The organism is Bradyrhizobium sp. SZCCHNGR1005, assembly GCF_032489995.1.
Taxonomy (GTDB): Bacteria; Pseudomonadota; Alphaproteobacteria; order Rhizobiales; family Xanthobacteraceae; genus Bradyrhizobium.
In genome coordinates, this window is the sequence record NZ_JAUEZC010000001.1 from 730320 (window position 1) to 747149 (window position 16830).

15 protein-coding genes are annotated in these 16830 nt (G+C 65.6%); 4 read left to right on the forward strand and 11 right to left on the reverse strand.

The genetic code is table 11. The annotated features are described in order from the left end of the window. Positions 1 to 338: 338 nt before the first annotated feature. Positions 339 to 1568 carry an amidohydrolase family protein gene (locus QXZ85_RS03405; protein WP_315741777.1) on the reverse strand — a complete coding sequence of 410 codons (1230 nt, stop codon included), beginning with the start codon at positions 1566 to 1568 and terminating at the stop codon, positions 339 to 341. A gap of 316 nt (positions 1569 to 1884) precedes the next feature. On the opposite strand from QXZ85_RS03405, the gene QXZ85_RS03410 reads away from it, so the two are divergent. The 3 genes from QXZ85_RS03410 to upp all read left to right on the forward strand — a co-directional run bounded on the left by QXZ85_RS03410 (position 1885) and on the right by upp (position 5088). Then, on the forward strand, positions 1885 to 3141 hold the full coding sequence (locus QXZ85_RS03410) for a GTP cyclohydrolase II (RefSeq protein ID WP_315767356.1): 1257 nt from the start codon (positions 1885 to 1887) through the stop codon (positions 3139 to 3141). A gap of 10 nt (positions 3142 to 3151) precedes the next feature. Further along, the gene (locus tag QXZ85_RS03415; RefSeq protein WP_315741778.1) at positions 3152 to 4375 is read left to right on the forward strand and encodes a URC4/urg3 family protein; all 1224 of its coding nucleotides are present in this window, start codon (positions 3152 to 3154) and stop codon (positions 4373 to 4375) included. An 83-nt stretch (positions 4376 to 4458) separates the two neighbouring features. Then, complete coding sequence (gene upp / locus QXZ85_RS03420; protein ID WP_315767355.1) at positions 4459 to 5088, forward strand: uracil phosphoribosyltransferase; 630 nt, start codon at positions 4459 to 4461, stop codon at positions 5086 to 5088. Positions 5089 to 5137: 49 nt separating this feature from the next. On the opposite strand, the gene QXZ85_RS03425 is transcribed toward upp, so the two are convergent. From QXZ85_RS03425 to QXZ85_RS03460, 8 genes are all read right to left on the reverse strand, one after another. After that, positions 5138 to 6508, reverse strand: a complete 1371-nt coding sequence (locus QXZ85_RS03425) for an amidohydrolase family protein (protein WP_315767354.1) — start codon at positions 6506 to 6508, stop codon at positions 5138 to 5140. Then, the gene (locus QXZ85_RS03430) at positions 6505 to 8088 is read right to left on the reverse strand and encodes an ABC transporter substrate-binding protein (protein WP_315767353.1); all 1584 of its coding nucleotides are present in this window, start codon (positions 8086 to 8088) and stop codon (positions 6505 to 6507) included. Before QXZ85_RS03430 ends, QXZ85_RS03425 begins: the two co-directional genes overlap by 4 nt. A gap of 146 nt (positions 8089 to 8234) precedes the next feature. Then, complete coding sequence (locus tag QXZ85_RS03435; protein WP_315700702.1) at positions 8235 to 9122, reverse strand: polysaccharide deacetylase; 888 nt, start codon at positions 9120 to 9122, stop codon at positions 8235 to 8237. Then, positions 9109 to 9927: an ABC transporter substrate-binding protein gene (locus tag QXZ85_RS03440; protein WP_315700703.1), complete on the reverse strand. Its 819-nt coding sequence runs from the start codon at positions 9925 to 9927 to the stop codon at positions 9109 to 9111. The genes QXZ85_RS03435 and QXZ85_RS03440 overlap by 14 nt, the downstream gene beginning before the upstream one ends. A 10-nt stretch (positions 9928 to 9937) precedes the next feature. Continuing rightward, on the reverse strand, positions 9938 to 10702 hold the full coding sequence (locus QXZ85_RS03445) for an amino acid ABC transporter ATP-binding protein (RefSeq protein ID WP_315700704.1): 765 nt from the start codon (positions 10700 to 10702) through the stop codon (positions 9938 to 9940). Continuing rightward, on the reverse strand, positions 10699 to 11556 hold the full coding sequence (locus QXZ85_RS03450) for an amino acid ABC transporter permease (RefSeq protein ID WP_315700705.1): 858 nt from the start codon (positions 11554 to 11556) through the stop codon (positions 10699 to 10701). Before QXZ85_RS03450 ends, QXZ85_RS03445 begins: the two co-directional genes overlap by 4 nt. Beyond that, a complete protein-coding gene (locus tag QXZ85_RS03455; RefSeq protein ID WP_315703068.1) occupies positions 11553 to 12377 on the reverse strand; it encodes an ABC transporter substrate-binding protein in 825 nt (274 codons plus the stop codon). The genes QXZ85_RS03450 and QXZ85_RS03455 overlap by 4 nt, the downstream gene beginning before the upstream one ends. 22 nt (positions 12378 to 12399) lie before the next feature. Further along, positions 12400 to 13344, reverse strand: coding sequence for an N-carbamoyl-D-amino-acid hydrolase (locus tag QXZ85_RS03460; protein WP_315767352.1), 945 nt, complete (start codon positions 13342 to 13344; stop codon positions 12400 to 12402). 173 nt (positions 13345 to 13517) lie between these two features. Between QXZ85_RS03460 and QXZ85_RS03465 the strand changes: the two genes are divergently transcribed. Continuing rightward, on the forward strand, positions 13518 to 14468 hold the full coding sequence (locus QXZ85_RS03465) for a LysR family transcriptional regulator (protein WP_315700707.1): 951 nt from the start codon (positions 13518 to 13520) through the stop codon (positions 14466 to 14468). Positions 14469 to 14474: 6 nt separating this feature from the next. Here the strand turns inward: QXZ85_RS03465 and QXZ85_RS03470 are convergent, their stop codons facing one another. Both QXZ85_RS03470 and QXZ85_RS03475 read right to left on the reverse strand, forming a co-directional pair. After that, the gene (locus QXZ85_RS03470; RefSeq protein WP_315700708.1) at positions 14475 to 14663 is read right to left on the reverse strand and encodes a hypothetical protein; all 189 of its coding nucleotides are present in this window, start codon (positions 14661 to 14663) and stop codon (positions 14475 to 14477) included. 250 nt (positions 14664 to 14913) lie between these two features. After that, positions 14914 to 16827: a nitric oxide reductase activation protein NorD gene (locus tag QXZ85_RS03475; protein WP_315767351.1), complete on the reverse strand. Its 1914-nt coding sequence runs from the start codon at positions 16825 to 16827 to the stop codon at positions 14914 to 14916. Positions 16828 to 16830: the final 3 nt, after the last annotated feature.

Here is a 16830-nt window from a genome sequence, read left to right on the forward strand (position 1 = left end):
ATCCAGACGAGGAGAGAGTCCGGATCGCCGCGCTCGCGATGACACCTGACGTCGTAGGGTGGGCAAAGCGACTTGTCCGCCATAGCCCGAAGGGCGTCGGCGGAAGCGTGCCCACCGCGATATCGCGCGGCGCCCGACGGTGGGCACGGCGCTTCGTCCACTTGCGAATGTCGAGACATCGTTGCAACGCGCCTTTGCCCACCCTACGCTTCGGTATCCGTCATTGCGAGCGAAGCGAAGCAATCCAGGGCTGCACGGGGATTCTGGATTGCCTCGTCGCTGCGCTACTCGCAATGACGGTGAATGACGAGCAATCATCTCATCGTCGCCCGCCCGCATCACCCCGGTCCATGCAGCATCGGCCGCGGGCGCGTGAACGAGGGCCGGCCGCGCTTCAATCCCCACAGCGGCTGCGCAAGCGTTGCGATCGCCTCGGTCGGGCTGCGCGCGTCGATGCAGACGAGATCGGCCGGCGCGCCGAGCTTGACGCCGTAGTCGCCAAGCCGCATCAGCCGCGCGGCATCGCTTGTGATCATGTCGAGGCAGCCGGCGAGATGATCGGGACGCGAGACATGGCAGACATTGGCATAGAGGTTGGCCATGCGGATGAGCGAGCCGTCGCCGTAAGGCGTGAACGGATTCAGCACATTGTTGGTCGAGATCGAGCAGGTGACGCCGGCGGCGCGGAGCGGCTCGAGCGGCACCACGCCGCGGGGAATCGCATGATCCTGCCGTCGTCCCATCAGGTGCAGATCGGTCGACGGCAGCACGGTGACGGCGACGCCGGCATTGGCGAGCTGCATCGCGATCGCGTTGAAGCGCTCCGGCGGCAGCAGCGACAGCTGCGTGACATGGCCGACCGCAACGCGCCCACCCCAGCCATACTCTTCGGTCTTGCGGCAGACATATTCGATCTGCATGCGGTCGAGCGTCTCGGCGAGATCAAGATGCATGTCGATGTCGACATCGAACTCGCGGGCGATGGCGAAGATGCGATCGATCTGCGCCGCGGGATCGGTGTCGAAATACGGTGCGGCTCCGAGCGTGCGCGCGCCGCGCCGCAGCCCTTCGATCAGCAGCTCCTCGGTCCCCGGATAATTCGTCAGCCCTTCCTGCGGGAAGACGCAGAGCTCGATATCCATGGCCCAGGCGTAATCGCGCTTGAGCTGCTCGATGGCATCATAGCCGATCATGCCGATGCCGGGATCGAGCTCGACATGGGTGCGCATGCGCATCGTGCCATGACTGATGCAGCGCTCGACCGTCTGCTTCGCCCTGGCGTAGACATCCTCGGTGGTGAAGTTGCGCTTGGCCGCGGCGGTCTCGCGCACGGCTTCGGCGACGGTGCCTTCCGCAATCCGGCAGCGGTCGAGAATGCAGGTCTTGTCGAGATGGATGTGCGTCTCGATCAGGCCGGGCACGACGAGGCAGGTTTCGGCGTCACGCTCGCGCGCGCCGGCCTGCAGCGCCGCTTCGATCGCGACGATCTTGCCATCGCCGATGCCGATGTCAGTGCAGCGGGTCTCGCCCTCGCACCACAGCGAAGCATTGCGAATGATCAGGTCCAACACGTCATTCCCCGAGGGTGCGGCCCCTGCTGGCCGCAGAGCCCACCAAAGGCAAGGGCCGTGCCACCGCCAGCTGGAAAGCGTATCGCGAAAGCGGATGTGTCAACATGATGAAACGAACTGTCGGCATCCACGTAACCATTTGCCTACAAACAAGGCGCTCGCGGCGTTCGCAGGAGCAGCATCCCGGAACCCTTGTTTTGGGCCGGGAACATGCTATATTGATGCATGGAAACTAACAGCTCTTTTCGGTCAGGCCCGTCGTCTCGGCGGGCCGTTGCCGTTTTGGGGGTGGCTCTGATGGGGTTACTCTGAGATGACGCGTTCCAATCGCACTGACCATATCCGCCTGACCTCGCATCCGGTTCCGGGCGCCAAGCACAATTTCCCGCTCCAGTGGGGCGCCCCAAGCGCGCGCGAACGCGGGCCGATCATCGGCACCGTCTCGCGTCCGCAGGACCGCAACGTGATCGGCAGCCATGGCGGCTCCTACACGGTGTATCGGGCGCTCGCGGTCTCCTCCGGCGCACTCGATCCGATCCGCCGCCCCGACCTCACCAACACCCATCCGGCCGCGAGCATCGGGCCGTTCCCGCAATGGCGCGATCCGGCCAAGATCGTCGCGCTCGATCCATGGGGGCATCTGGTCGCGGAGAATTTCGGCGCCGAGATCGCCGAAGGCATCGATATCAGGCCGACGATCGCGGTGACCAAGGCGCGGCTCGACCTGCCGGAGCTTCACGCAGCGCTGGCGGCAAAACGCATCACGACAGACGGCGATGTCGTGCACGCCAACGGCAGCGTCTCCGTGGTGAAGATCGCGATCGATCCGGTGTGGTACCTACCCGGCGTCGCAGCGCGGTTCGGCACCAGCGAGACCAATCTGCGCCGCGGCCTGTTCGAGCAGACCGGCGGCATGTATCCGGAGCTGGTGACGCGGCCGGACCTGCAGGTATTCCTGCCGCCGATCGGCGGCACCACCGTGTATCTGTTCGGCGATGTCAACAAGCTGAACGATGGCAAGACCAGGATCACCTGCCGCGTCCACGACGAATGCAACGGCTCCGACGTATTCGGCTCGGATATCTGCACCTGCCGTCCCTATCTCATTCACGGCATCGAGGAATGCGTGCGCGCCGGCCAGACCGGCGGTCTCGGCATCATCGTCTATAACCGCAAGGAAGGCCGCGCGCTCGGCGAGGTCACCAAATTCCTGGTCTACAATGCGCGCAAGCGCCAGGAGGATGGCGATGCCGCGGCCGCCTATTTCGAGCGCACCGAATGCGTCGCCGGCGTGCAGGATGCGCGCTTCCAGCAACTGATGCCCGACGTGATCCACTGGCTCGGCATCACGCGTATCGACCGCTTCATCTCGATGAGCGACATGAAGCATGATGCATTGACGGGCCAGGGCGTCGAGATCGTCGAACGCGTGCCGATCCCGGACGAACTGATTCCGGCCGACGCCCATGTCGAGATCGCGGCCAAGAAGGCGGCGGGCTATTTTTCGCTCGAACCGCAGAAGCCACAGGAGCTCGGAGATACGGTCGGGCGCCCACTCGAGAAGTACTGAGCAAACCAAGATGGTCGATGCCTCCTCCCTCTTGTCGGCCCGGGCGGTGCGCGAGCGGGCGCACCGGCTGCTTGCTCTCGGCCTTGAGGACAAGCTGCCGCATTTCCGTATCGATCTGACCAGGCTCGATGCGGTCGCGGAGCTTGTGCTCGCGGTGACCCACAAGGCCTATCCGAGCGGCGACGTGCCGTTCCATTCGCGCTGGCGGCATTTCGTGATCGCAGGCCAGGATCGCTGGGCAGCGGTCGCCGACAAGGTGAGCTGGCCCGATGCGGCGGCGCGGGCGCGGGCGGAATTCGATCTCGCCATCGTCAGCGTACTGCTCGATGCCGGCGCCGGCGCCGCATGGCGCTATCATGATGCGGTGAGCGGCACCCGCGTCGGCCGGTCCGAGGGACTGGCGCTCGCCAGCCTCGACATGTTCGCGCACGGCGCATTCTCGGATCAGGTCACAGCTCCCCTGCGCGCAGACGCTTCAAGGCTTGCGCAGATCACCGTCGCGGATCTCGAACGCGGCTTCCAGGTCAGTGCCGAGAATTCGCTGCTCGGACTTGAAGGACGGACCGACCTGTTACGCCGGCTCGGCGGCCTGATCGGCGGCAAGCCCGACGTCTTCGCGAGGAAAGACAGCGCCCGGCCCGGCGGCTTGTTCGACCATCTCGCCGCGCGCGCGGAGAGCGGCCGCATCGCCGCGCCCGCGATCCTCGCCGAGGTGCTGGTTCAGCTCGGACCGATCTGGCCGTCGCGCATCACGCTCGATGGCGTCGCGCTCGGCGATTGTTGGCGCCATCCAGCGCTCAAAACCGAGGATAGGACGAGCGAGTTGGTGCCGCTGCACAAGCTGTCGCAATGGTTGACCTATTCGCTGATTGAGCCGCTGCAGCGCGCGGGCTTCACCGTGACCGACATCGACGGCCTCACCGGGCTCGCCGAATATCGCAACGGCGGACTGTTCGTTGACGGCGGCGTGCTGGTATTGCGCGACGGGAACGACGCGACGCGCGCACATGCGGTCGACTCCGCGCTGGTGGTCGAGTGGCGAGCGCTTACCGTCGCCCTGCTCGACCGGCTTGCAATCGTCATCCGACAGCGCATGGGGCAAGATGCCGAGAGCCTGCCACTCGCCAAGATTCTCGAAGGCGGCAGCTGGGCCGCAGGACGCAAGCTCGCCTTCGAGTGTCGCCCCGACGGTTCGCCGCCGCTCAAGGTGATCAGTGACGGCACGGTGTTCTAGTTAGGATCGCGCATCGGGGCGCGGTGCGCTCCCTCTCCCCGCCTGCGGGGAGAGGTTACAGGAGACACAGGAGCACGAAGGTCATGCAAGGCGTCACGGTCGTCGATCATCCGCTGGTCCAGCACAAGCTGACGCTGATCCGCGACAAGGCGATCTCGACCAAGTCATTCCGCGAGTTGTTGAAGGAGATCGGCATGCTCCTCTGCTACGAGGTGACGCGCGACCTGCCGCTCACCGAGGTCGAAGTCGAGACGCCGCTGGCGCGCATGCAATCGGCCAAGATCGCCGGGAAGAAACTCGTCTTCGTGCCGGTGCTGCGCGCCGGGGTCACCTTCGTCGACGGCATGCTCGATCTGGTGCCGACGGCGCGCGTCGCCCATATCGGGCTCTATCGCGAGCCGCAGACCTTCGTCGCGGTCGAATATTTCTTCAAGGCGCCGTCTGACCTCGGCGAGCGGCTGGCCGTCGTGGTCTCGCCGGTGCTCGCAACCGGCAATTCAGCGGTCGCCGCCATCGATCGGCTGAAGGAACGCGGCGCCAAGGACATCCGCATGGTCTGCATGATCGCAGCGCCCGAAGGTGTCGAGCGGGTGCGCGGCCTGCACCCGGACGTGCCGCTATGGACCGCTGCGATCGACGACGGCCTCGACGACAACGCCTTCATCGTGCCCGGCCTCGGCGATGCCGGCGACCGGGCCTACGGCACGCGGTGAGACGGCCGGCATCTCTGGATGTCGAGACGTATCGCTCCGCGGCCCGAATTTATCCCGCGAACGCCGCCTGCGCCTCCGGCAGCGCCCAGATCTTCTCGATCGCAGCAGCGCCGGCCGAAGTGATGGCCGCCTCATCGCCATGCAGATAACGGCCGTCGTGGATCAGCAGCCGGCCGTCGACCATGACCTGATCGATGTTGGCGCGGTTGGCGAGCGCGATCAGGCCGCGGCGGGGATCGTGCAATGGCTGGAGATGCGGATGCGTCATGTCAACGACGGTGAGATCGGCAGTGGCGCCCGGCGCGATCACGCCGAGATCGTCGCGCTTGATCATGGCGGCGGCGGTCGCAGTGACCGCATCGATCAGTTCCGGTGCGCTCGCGGTCTCCGCGTTGCCCAGCGCAACCTTGGAGATCAGCGACGCCGCGTTGAGCTCACCGAGCAGGTCCATGTTGTAGCCGTCGGTGCCGATGGCGGTACGCACGCCATGGGCGGCGAAGCGGCCAAAGGCGGCAGTGACCCCGGCGCGCGCGAACACCCGCGGACAGTTCAGGACGCCGGTGCCGCGCGCCGCCATCAGCGCAAGGTCCGCATCCGTCGAGGCGTGGCAGTGCGCGGCGAGCAGGTCGTCACCGAGCACGCCGAGCCAGTCGAGATATTCCGCCGGGGTGCGGCCATCATAGCGCGCGGCAATGGTGGCGACTTCACCCTGACTCTGCGCCATATGGATCGTGATCGGCACATTCAGTTCGCGCGCACGCGCCGCCGCGGCGCGCAGCAGATCGGGGCCGCAGGTGTCGGTCGCGTGCGGGCTCATCGCCAGGCGAATGCGACCCTGCGCCTGCCCATGCCAGCGCTGATACAGCGCGTTCCAGGTCGCCATGTCGGCCTCGCCGTCGTCGCCGGCATAATGCACGATACCGTCGGCGCCGGCCTTGGCATCGCCGGTCGAGAACAGATAGGGCGCACCATAGAACCGGATCCCCATCTCCTCTGCCGCATCGAACAGCTCGGGGATCGTGTTGCGCGACGGCTCCATCACCGTGGTCGCCCCACCTTTCAACAGTTGCAGCATGCCCATACGTCCGACCGCGCGCCGTTCCTCAGCCGAGAGGATCTCGGCGCCGCGCTTGGAGAGCGGCAGCAGCACCGTGTAGACGATGCTCTTGTTGTTGCGGCGGCCGTTGCCGTCTTCCGTCAACGTCCGCGCGATCGCCTCGCTGAAGATGTGGTTGTGCAGGTTCAACAGGCCCGGCAGCACGAAGCGGCCGGGGCGGTCGAACACCTCATCGGCGGCCGGCTTGTCTGGCGTGATCGCCACGACACGCCTGCCCTCGATCAGCACCCAATGGTCGCGCAGCACCTTCTGCGCGCCCGCGTCGCGCGTCAGCACATAGCTGCCGAAGATCGCCGTGCTCATGCGGGCCTCACATTCCAGAACACCGCGGTGCCGTCGAGAACACCGGTGATGCTCTTGCGGTACGCCGTCGGCTGCTTGTAGAGACCGATCGGATAATACGGGATCTCCTCGAATGCCAGCGCCTGGATCTCGCGGCAGATGCGCTGCTGCTCGGCAAGATCGGGCGCCGCCAGCCACTGGCTACGCAGCGCGCCCATCTTCTCGCTTCTGTACCAGCCGGCCACCGCGCCCTCGCCGCGCAGATTGGTGTTCCCGGCCGGATTGAGCCAGTCGATGCCCTGCCAATTGCCGACCGCGGCACTCCAGCCGCCCTGCTCGATCGGATCCTTCTTCAGCTGGCGCTGCAAGACGGCAGCGAAATCCAGCGCGACATACTCCACATTCATGCCGGCGCGCCGCATCATGTCGGCCGCCACCTCGCCGAGCGGCCGCTGCGCCTGCGAATTCGCGGGCACCAGCAGCACGACCTTCTCGCCACCGTAGCCGGCGGCCTTCAGGTCCGCTTTCACCTTCTCCATGCTACGCGGGCCGCGGAACACATCGAGGCCGATGTCGCTCGCCATCGAGGTGCCAGGCGCGAAGAAGCCGATCGGCGTGGACTGATAGGCAGGATCGCTGCCGGCGACCGCGGTCATGAAGGCGGCCTGATCGATCGCCCCCAACAGCGCGCGGCGGATCGCCGGATTGTTGAACGGCGGATGCAAGTGGTTGACACGCATCATGCAGGCATAGCCGCGCGGATCGAGGACGCGGACAACGATGTCCTCCTCGGCCTTCAGCACCGGAAGAAGATCGTGTGGGGTCGTCTCCTGCCAGTCCTGTTCGCCGGTGCGCAAAGCCGCGGCTGCGGTGCCGGCATCGGGCATCGTCGACCACACCACGCGGTCGTAGTGCACGATCTTCGGACCGGCGGTCCAATTCGGCTTGCCGTCGCTGCGCGGCCGATAGTGCTCGAATTTGGCGTAGACGTTGCGGATGCCCTGCACGCGCTCGTCCCTCACGAAGCGGAACGGCCCGCTGCCGACCACCTCGGTGAGCGGCTTCATCGGGTCCTGGCTCGCGAGGCGTTCGGGCATCATGAAGGCTGGCTGTACCGCGGCTTTGCCGAGCACCTGCGGCAACAGCGGAAACGGCCGCTTCAGCCGGAAGCGGATGGTCTTGTCGTCGAACGCGGAGAGCTCATCCGTCGCCGCGATCAGCTCGGCGCCGAAGCCATCGCGCGCGGCCCAGCGCTTGATGCTGGCGACGCAGTCGCGCGCCAGCACCTTCTCGCCGTCATGCCAGACCAAGCCCTCGCGCAAGGTCAGATCCCACTGCTTGCCGTCGTTGGAGACGGCATGACCGGCCACCATCTGCGGCGACACGTCGAGCGCGGCATCCATGCCATAGAGCGTGTCGTAGACCATGAAGCCGTGATTGCGCGTGACCTGCGCTGTCGAGAAGATCGGATCGAGGAAGGCGAGATCGATCACCGGAATGAAGCGCAAGGTGGTCTGCGCCTCGGCGCGAACGAGTCCCGGCATCGACAGCGCGGGAAGCGTGGCGGCAGCGCCAAGCAGCGAACGGCGGGAAATGCGCATGGACATCCTTTTGACACCGCTACATCGAAAACGACTTCTTCCCCTCATCCTGAGGGGCTTGCGTAAGCAAGCGTCTCGAAGGAATGAGGTCCGACATCGCCCTCATGGTTCGAGACGGCGCTAACGCACCTCCTCACCATGAGGAACTACCGCTGCCCGGCCGCCTCGTGGTGCCGGTAATTCGCCGCGATCTCAGCCCCCGTCGTGATCCAGACGTCCTTGCAGGACTTGGCGTAGCTGAGGAATTCGCGCAGCAGCCGGAAGCGCATCGGACGGCCGGAGACCTGCGGATGCAGCACGGTCGTGACCATCGCGCCCCACTCCCTGACCTCGTCGAGTTCGTCCTTCCACATCGAGAGCACGTGCTCCTTCGGGAAGATCGAGCGCGGCGAGAACCGCGCCGAGAGCCCGTGCATCCAGTCGTCATAGCTTGCGGTGACCGGAATTTCGATCGTACCGGGCCTGCCGTCGGCGAGGCGATGGCGGTACGGCCTGACATCATCGCGGAACGAGGACGTGTAGACGATGCCATGGCGCATCAGTGCGACGCGCAGCTCTTCCGTGAATTCCCCGAACGGCGCGCGATAGCCGATCGGTGTGACACCGAGCCGTCGCTTGATCGCCTCGAACCCCTTCTCCAATTCCTCTTCGAGGTAGGGATCGCCGGGATCCGGCAGCAGATGATGATAGCCGTGATGGCCGATCTCGTGGCCGGCCTTGAGGATGGCTTCCGCCATCGCCGGGTGTGCGTCGACCGACCAGCCGGTGACGAAGAAGGTCGCCTTCAGATCGAGCTCGCCGAGCAGTTCCAGGAGCTTCGGCGTGCCGACCCGCGCCTCGTAGCCGCCATAACTCATCGTGACCAACCGCGCCGCGTGCGCCGGGTCCTTCGAGGTCCAGGCGGCCTCGGCATCGACATCGAACGACAGGAACATCGCCGAGGTGAACGGCTTCGGCCAGGGATAGTCCGGGGCCGCCGGCGCCGTGTTGGCGGGGATGAGCGGGATGCTTCGAAGCGCCTTACTGTCCAGCATTGATCACCACCTTCTCGATCCCGTTGCCGCTCAACTTCCATTTCGCCAACAACGCCTTGTAGCTGCCCTCGGTGATCAGCTCCTCCAGCGCGCCCTGCAGTGCCTCGCGCAACTCCGCGGCCTTTACCGGCGTGGCAAGCCCCGTATATTGGATCGCGATCATCTCGCCCACCGGCACATAGGCGTTCGGCTCCTGGTCCATGATGTAGGGCAAGGTCTCGTTGCCCTGCACCGCGGCGTCGATACGGCCCTGCCGCAGCTGCGTGCGCGCATCGGCAGAGCCTTCGGTGCCGACGAATTGGATCGGACTCGAGCCACAATTCTTTGCGCTCCAGGCTGCGATCTCTTCGGGAAACTTTGTGCGCCTGCTGGCACCGACCTTCTTGCCGCACAGCGCCTGTGCGTCCTTGAACTCGTCGCCGCGCGACGCCTGCACAAAGAAGCGAGGGCCGCTGCGCAGATAATCGATGAAGGTCGCAGAATCCTGCCGGCTCTTGGTGTCCGTCATCCCCGAGAGAATGATATCGAAACGCTGGGTCGCGAGTCCCGGCATCAGCTGATCGAAGCTGGTCTCCTGCCAGACCGCCTTGACGCCGAGCTTCCTGGCCAGCGCCTCGCCGAGGTCGACGTCGAATCCGGTCAGCGTTGATGTAGCGGGATCCTTGAATTCCATCGGCGGATAGTTCGGCACCACCGCGATCCGAAGGCCATTCTGCTTGATCTCGGCCGGCAACTCTGCCGACAGCGCCGGGCCGGTGACGACAGCGCCAAGCAACGCGGTCAGGGCAAACATAGTCAGTCGCATCGATCCCCCTTCACACTTCCGCAGCCAGGAAGGCGCGGGTGCGCGCCTCGCGCGGCGCATTGAGCACGTCCTTGGCCGGACCAGCCTCCACGATCGCGCCCTGGTCCATGTAGACGACGCGATCGGCCACCTCGCGCGCGAAGCCGAGCTCGTGCGTCACCACCAGCATAGTCATGCCCGACGTCGCAAGCTCCTTCATGACGGCGAGCACTTCGCCGACCAGTTCCGGATCGAGCGCCGAGGTCGGTTCGTCGAACAGCACGAGTTGAGGCCGCATCGCCAGCGCCCGCGCGATCGCGACACGCTGCTGCTGGCCGCCCGAGAGTTGCGAGGGATACGATGTGGCCTTCTCGGCAAGCCCGACGCGGCGGAGCAGCTCCATCGCTTCGAGCTTCGCTTCGGCCGCCTTCCGCCGCTGCACCTGCACCGGCCCTTCGATGACGTTCTCGAGCGCGGTCATATGCGGAAACAGGTTGAAGCGCTGGAACACCATGCCGCATTTCAGCCGCTGCCGCCCGATCTCCCGGTCGTTCAGACGATGCAGTTTGCCAGCATCCTCGCGACAGCCGAGCAACTCGCCGTCCAGCCAGATGCCGCCGCTATCGATCGCCGTCAGCTGATTGACGCAGCGGAGCAGCGTGGTCTTGCCCGAGCCGGACTTGCCGATCAGGCACACGACCTCGCCGGCCCAGACGTCCAGCGAGACCTGCTTCAGCGCCTGGAAGTCGCCGAACTGCTTGCTGACCTTGCGGATCGCGACCAACGGCGTGTTCATCGCGCCACCTGGACGATGCCGCGGGCGAAGCGCCGTTCGAGCAGCATCTGCAGCGGGGTGAGGATGGAGACCACAAGCAGATACCAGAGGCCGGCGACGATCAAGAGCTCGATCACACGCGAATTGGCGTAGTAGATGTTCTCCGCCGAGTGCAGCACTTCCGGATATTGGATCACGCTGGCAAGCGAAGTCGCCTTGACGAGCCCAATGAACTCGTTGCCAAGCGGCGGGAGCACGACGCGCATCGCCTGCGGCAGGATGATCCGGCGCAGCGCCTGCAGGCGGCCCATGCCGATCGCCTGCGCCGCCTCATATTGTCCGATGTCGACCGACAGCAGCCCGGCGCGCATCACCTCCGACGTGTAGGCGCCCTGGTTGATGCCGAGCCCTAGCAATGCGGCAAGGAACGGCGTCATCACGTCGACGGCACGCGCGCTCCAGAGCCCGGGAATGCCGATGGTCGGAAACACCAGCGCCAGGTTGAACCACAGCAGCAGTTGCAGGATCAGCGGCGTGCCGCGGAACAGCCACGTATATCCCGCGGCGACCGCCTTCAGCACCGGGTTGGGCGACAGCCGCATGATCGCGACGATGACGCCGAGTGCGATGCCGAGCGCCATCGCCAGCACCGCCATGATCATCGTGTTGACGATGCCGTGCAGGATCACCGGCGCGGTCAGGAAACGGTTGACATAGGACCATTCGATCTGCCCGCGCGCAAAGGCACGGCCGATCGCCACCAGCACGACGAGGATCACGGCAGCCGTGATCCAGCGGCCCCAATGCGCCTGCCGGGCCACCGGCAACGAAGTAAGATCGGGGAAGCCGTCGGCCAGCGCGTCGGCGCGTTTCATTGCGGCGCCGCGTTCAGCATCGGCTCGCGCACCGCATTGGCGCCGAGGCCCCATGTGTCGAGGATCGCCTTGTAGCTGCCGTCGGCGATCATCGCCTTGAGCTGCTCGGTCACCACATCGCGCAACGCGCCGTCGTCCTTGCGGACCATGATGCCCTGATAACCGTACGCGATCGGCTCGCCGACGATGCGATACTTGCCGGCCTCCTGCGACTGCGCATAGGGCAAGGTCTCGCTGCCCTGCACCGCGGCGTCGATGCGGCCCTGCTTCAGCTGGTTGCGCACGTCGATCGAGTTCTCGCCGGGCACATATTGCGCCGCCGGCTTGCCGGCCGCCTCGCAAACCGCCTTGCTCCACTTCTCGATCTCGGCCGGAAAACTGGTCGAGCGCGTGGTGCCGATCTTCTTGCCGCAGAGATCGGCCGCGATCTTGGCCTCGCTCTCGGTGAGCACGAAGAATTGTGGGCCGGTGACGAGATAGTCGACGAAATCGGCGGTCCCGCGGCGCGACGCGCGGTCCGAAATCCCTGAGATGATGAAATCGGCGCGCTTCGTCTGCAGCGAGGGGATCAATTCCGCGAACGGCGTCTCGCTCCAGACGATCTTCAGCTTGAGCCGCTTGGCCAACTCATTGGCGAGATCGATGTCGAGCCCCTTCAGCTCGTTGGTCGCGGGATCGCGATATTCCATCGGCGCGTAGGTCGAATTGACCGTCAGCCGCAACATGCCGGACTGCCTGATCTCGGCCGGGAGTTCCGCCGCCGCTGCGGCCGATATCAGCGAAGCCAGCCCCATCACACAGATGCCGAACCAACGACGCATCATGTCCCTCCCCTCGCCAACGCTAGGCCGGCTCGACTGCGCCGGCGCGTTCGGTGATGACGCGGTACTGCTCGGGCCGGCGATGCGCCGCGAAGTTGAACATCTTCTCCTTGCCCTGCCGGCAAAGATCGAGATCGATGTCGGCCACGATCACCTCGTCGGCGAGCGATGTCGCTTGCGCAACGATCCGCCCGTTGGGATCGACGATGCAGGAGCCGCCGATCAGCCCGGAGCCGTCCTCGTCGCCTGCCTTGGCCACGGCGATGGCCCAGGTCGCGTTCATATAGGCGTTGGCCTGTGCGACCAGCGTCGAGTGGAAGGTGCGCAGCGATGCATCCTCGGTGTTGCCGCCGTTCGGATCATAGGCCGCGGAGTTGTAGCCGATGCAGACGAGTTCGACGCCTTGCATTCCGAGCACGCGCCAGGATTCCGGCCAGCGACGATCGTTGCAGATCATCATGCCGATGATGGCGCGGTCCCAATCGGCTCCAGTGCGCACGGCGGGAAAGCCGAGATCGCCATAACCGAAATAGCGCTTCTCGAGCTGCTGATACTTGGCGCCCGGCCGCGGCTCGACCGAGCCCGGCAGATGCACCTTGCGGTACTTGCTGATGATCTGCCCTTCGCGATCGACAAGAATGGAGGAATTGAAGCGCCGGCCCTCGGCGGTCAGTTCGGCGTAGCCGACATAAAAGCCGACGCCGAGCGCGCGAGCGCGGTCGAACAAGGGCTGCACATCCGCATTCGGCATGCTGCGCTCGAAATGCGCATCGAGCGCATCGTCTTCCAGGAGCCAGCGCGGGAAGAAGGTGGTGAACGCCAGCTCCGGGAACACTACGAGCCGTGCGCCTTGGCCGGCGGCCTGCTCCAGCAGCGCGATCATGCGCGCCAGCGTGTGCGCGCGGGAATCGGCCCGTTGGGTCGGCCCCATCTGGGCAGCGGCGGCGCGGACAATACGACTCAACATTGCCTCCGATCTGTGCGCATTGCTGAATTCCAAGGCGGCACAGCCTTGCCCTTGGCGCAATGCGAGAGGGGCGATTACGCGGAAGCGGCGCAAGTTTTGCAACGGGCCACGAAAGCCTCGCGCTATGATATTTTGCCCGCGACCATAACGACAGCTTATAAGGCGTTCATCCCATGAACCTGCGCCAGCTCGAAATCCTGCGTGCGGTCATTCGCCACCGCACCACCGTCGCCGCCGCCGAGGAGCTCGCGCTGTCGCAGCCTGCAATCAGCAACGCGTTGAAGGCGATGGAAGCCCAGGCCGGCTTCACGCTGTTCGAGCGCATCAACAACCGGCTGTTCCCGACCGCCGAGGCGATGGCGCTCTATGAGGAGAGCGAGGCGATCTTCACGTTGCATGCGCGGCTGGAGAACCGCGTCCGCGATCTGCGCGAACAGCGTACCGGCCATCTCTCGATCGTGGCGACGCCGCCACTCGCCTACAGCATCATCCCGCCGACGCTGTCGGGCTTCCTGCGCCGGCGCCCGCAGACGCGCGTGTTCTTCGACGTGCGGCGTTATGAGGGAATCATCGACGGCGTGCTCGGCAATGTCGCCGAGCTCGGATTCGCGCTCGGGCTATCCGATCATCCGGGCATCGCCCATGAGGTGGTGCATACCGGTGAAATGGTCTGCGTGCTGCCGCCGAAGCATCCTTTGGCGGAGCGGCTGATGATCTCGGCAGCCGATCTTGCCGGCTTTCCGCTGATCGGGCTCGAACGCGGCACGCGGCTCGGTGAAGCCGTGCGCGAAAGTTTTGCCCAAGCCGGTGCAACGTTCCAGCCCAGCGTCGAGGTGCGCTACTGCAACACGGCTTGCGTGCTCGCCGCGACCGGCGTCGGCGCTGCGGTGGTCGATCCGTTCTCGCCGCAGCAGGGCGGCCACGATCTCGTGGTCCGTCCCTTCACGCCGAAAACGCCTGTGTCGGCCTATATGTTGTGGTCGGAAGCCAAGCCGCTGTCGAACCTCGCCAAGACCTTCCGCAGCGAGGTGCGCAACGCCAGCCGGACATTGACCGGCTGCACATCCACAGAGACTGCATACCAGTCCTCGGCGCAGCCGAGACTGGAATCCGGCCGCGTTTGACCGGGCTCACCCCCTCGCCAGCTCGATCTCCTGTTCCTGGCGGGTCGCCACGTCATAGACTTTGATCTGCAGCATCGGGAAGCGCCGCTTCAGGTCCCTTGCGCCGTTCTGGGCGCCTTCCTTGGTCTTGAATTCGGTCTTGACCTGGCCATCGACAACGACGGCGTAGCCGCCCTGCGACAGATCCTTCGACATATCCTTGGAAGACTTGTCTTGAGCCGATTTCTCTTGGACAGATTTCTCTTGAGCGGGCTTGGGCATTTCGTTGCAGACGTCGATTGAGTTGAGGGGACGCGGTGGCAGCGCTTTGAACGACCTCGATCTAAGGTGAGTCTGCCGGCAGGGGCAAGCGGAGAAGCGTTCTACACAACCGAGCTAGATGCGACTCACTCTCTGCCTGTAAATGACCGCAAAGCGACTTCTGGATGTCAAGCACAGCGAGCCGTCAATGCGCGACCTGGCGATAGATCGCGGGCAGCGCCGCCGGCAGCCGGCGGATATTGCCGACGATCGCGTAGCCGCCGCGGCCGAACAGCGTCGGAAAATAGGATTGCGCCGCTGCATCGATGGTCACGCCGAACACCGAGACACCCTGCCGCCGCGCCTCCTGCACCGCCTTGCGCGTGTCTTCGACGGCGAAGCGGCCTTCATAATGATCGACGTCGTTCGGCTTGCCGTCGGTCAGAACCAGCAGCAGGCGCTTGCGCTGCGGCTGCCCTGACAGCTCCGCCGCGGCGTGACGCACGGCGGCACCGATCCGGGTGTAATAGCCGGGCCGCAGCGCGCCGATTCGCCGCTCGACCTGCGCACTCATCGGCTCGCCGAATCCTTTGACGGTCTCGACACGCACCCAGTCGCGCCGGCGCGAGGTGAAGGTGAGAATGCTGTTGGTGTCGCCGCAGGCCGCAAGTCCATGGGCCAGCACCAGCAGTGCCTCCTTCTCGACGTCGAGCACGCGATGGCCATCGACCCAGGCATCCGTCGACAGCGAGACGTCGACCAGCAGGGTGACGGCGAGATCGTGTCCCCGGGGACGCATCGCCAGATGCACCCGATCCAGCGCGCCGCTTCCGGCCCGCAGATCGCAGCGTGCGCGGACCAGCGCATCGAGGTCGAGATCATGGCCGTCGTCCTGGGCGCGCATCACCTCGTGTCGCGGCCTGAGCGCCTCAAATCTCCGCCGTACCTGGCGGATGCGGCGGCGCATGGCATCATCCGGCATCCAGCTCTCGCCGGTCTCCGGCGCATCGCCGGCGACCACGCGGCAATGATCGGCCATGTAGTTGCCGCTGCGATAGTTCCATTCCGGATAGAGCCGGCCGCTGGCGAGCCGGGAGGGATCGACAGCCTCGGGCGGCAGGTCGAGATCGAATTTCAGCTTGGTGGCCGGCTTGCCCTTGCACCTGGAGATCGCGAGTTCATCGAGGTCATCGGCCGCCTTGCGCGCGTCCTCGTCTTCGCTGTCGTCGGACGGACGATCGACATTGACCATCTCCGCCATGGCCATGATCTTCTCGAAGCGATTGAGGATGAAGGGATCGCGCTTGGCCGCATCGTCGCGCTCGCGCGTGGCGAAGCGCTTGCGCGGGTCCGGTGCTGTGGCCTCCTCGCTCGGTGCGAGGAGATCGTCATCGTCGGCCTGCACAGGGACGGCCTCGCGGGACCAGCAATCGCCCCACAGCGGACAGGGCAGCATCGCCTGATAGCCGGGCGGCGCGCGGCCGGGCAATTCGCGCGACCGCATTGCGGCGTCCCACAGCGCGCGCTCGGACGAACCGCCGCTGCTGAGCAGCGCCATCACGATGTGTTCGACCCCCTGTTCGACGCGAGGCAGCGGCCGACGCGGCCGCGCAACCGCCATCGCCTGAGCGAGTCGCGCATACGGCGTGGCGAGCCCTGGAAAACGCGCAATGACCAGCGCCGTGATCCCGCAGGCCCGCCGCAGCGTCGAGAGATCACGCTGCAGCGGATCAAGCGCATCGAGGCCAGGCGCCGGCGCGGTCGCAAACCACGCGGCGAGCCAGCGATACAGCATCGCGTTGAGATCAGCGTCCGGAAACAGCGCGATGCGCTCCGGAAGAAATATGGTGGCGCCGTCGCGCCCGGGCTGATCGAGACATTCGTCACCCAGCCCGATGCGCTGACGCCAGCCGAGTCGGTGGCCGGATTTGCGCGCCTTGGCTGGCGCGATCTGCACGCCCGTCTCGCCGCCGAGCGCGCGGAACATCACCGCGATCTGGCCCTGGATGTCGGCGAGCGCCACCGCATGCTCGGCGTGAACCGGATAGCTTGCAGTCGCGCCGACGAGGCGGTGCCAGGCCCGTCCGACCGTCTCCTCCAGTTCGAGGAAGTCGAGCATGGC

Excerpts from the sequence above, each read along its gene's own strand:
- QXZ85_RS03410 (WP_315767356.1), top strand. The coding sequence starts at position 1,885 with ATGACGCGTTCCAATCGCACTGACCATATCCGCCTGACCTCGCATCCG.
- QXZ85_RS03415 (WP_315741778.1), top strand. The coding sequence starts at position 3,152 with ATGGTCGATGCCTCCTCCCTCTTGTCGGCCCGGGCGGTGCGCGAGCGG.
- upp (WP_315767355.1), top strand. The coding sequence starts at position 4,459 with ATGCAAGGCGTCACGGTCGTCGATCATCCGCTGGTCCAGCACAAGCTG.
- QXZ85_RS03425 (WP_315767354.1), bottom strand. The coding sequence starts at position 6,508 with ATGAGCACGGCGATCTTCGGCAGCTATGTGCTGACGCGCGACGCGGGC.
- QXZ85_RS03430 (WP_315767353.1), bottom strand. The coding sequence starts at position 8,088 with ATGCGCATTTCCCGCCGTTCGCTGCTTGGCGCTGCCGCCACGCTTCCC.
- QXZ85_RS03435 (WP_315700702.1), bottom strand. The coding sequence starts at position 9,122 with ATGCTGGACAGTAAGGCGCTTCGAAGCATCCCGCTCATCCCCGCCAAC.
- QXZ85_RS03440 (WP_315700703.1), bottom strand. The coding sequence starts at position 9,927 with ATGCGACTGACTATGTTTGCCCTGACCGCGTTGCTTGGCGCTGTCGTC.
- QXZ85_RS03445 (WP_315700704.1), bottom strand. The coding sequence starts at position 10,702 with ATGAACACGCCGTTGGTCGCGATCCGCAAGGTCAGCAAGCAGTTCGGC.
- QXZ85_RS03450 (WP_315700705.1), bottom strand. The coding sequence starts at position 11,556 with ATGAAACGCGCCGACGCGCTGGCCGACGGCTTCCCCGATCTTACTTCG.
- QXZ85_RS03455 (WP_315703068.1), bottom strand. The coding sequence starts at position 12,377 with ATGCGTCGTTGGTTCGGCATCTGTGTGATGGGGCTGGCTTCGCTGATA.
- QXZ85_RS03460 (WP_315767352.1), bottom strand. The coding sequence starts at position 13,344 with ATGTTGAGTCGTATTGTCCGCGCCGCCGCTGCCCAGATGGGGCCGACC.
- QXZ85_RS03465 (WP_315700707.1), top strand. The coding sequence starts at position 13,518 with ATGAACCTGCGCCAGCTCGAAATCCTGCGTGCGGTCATTCGCCACCGC.
- QXZ85_RS03470 (WP_315700708.1), bottom strand. The coding sequence starts at position 14,663 with ATGTCGAAGGATCTGTCGCAGGGCGGCTACGCCGTCGTTGTCGATGGC.
- QXZ85_RS03475 (WP_315767351.1), bottom strand. The coding sequence starts at position 16,827 with ATGCTCGACTTCCTCGAACTGGAGGAGACGGTCGGACGGGCCTGGCAC.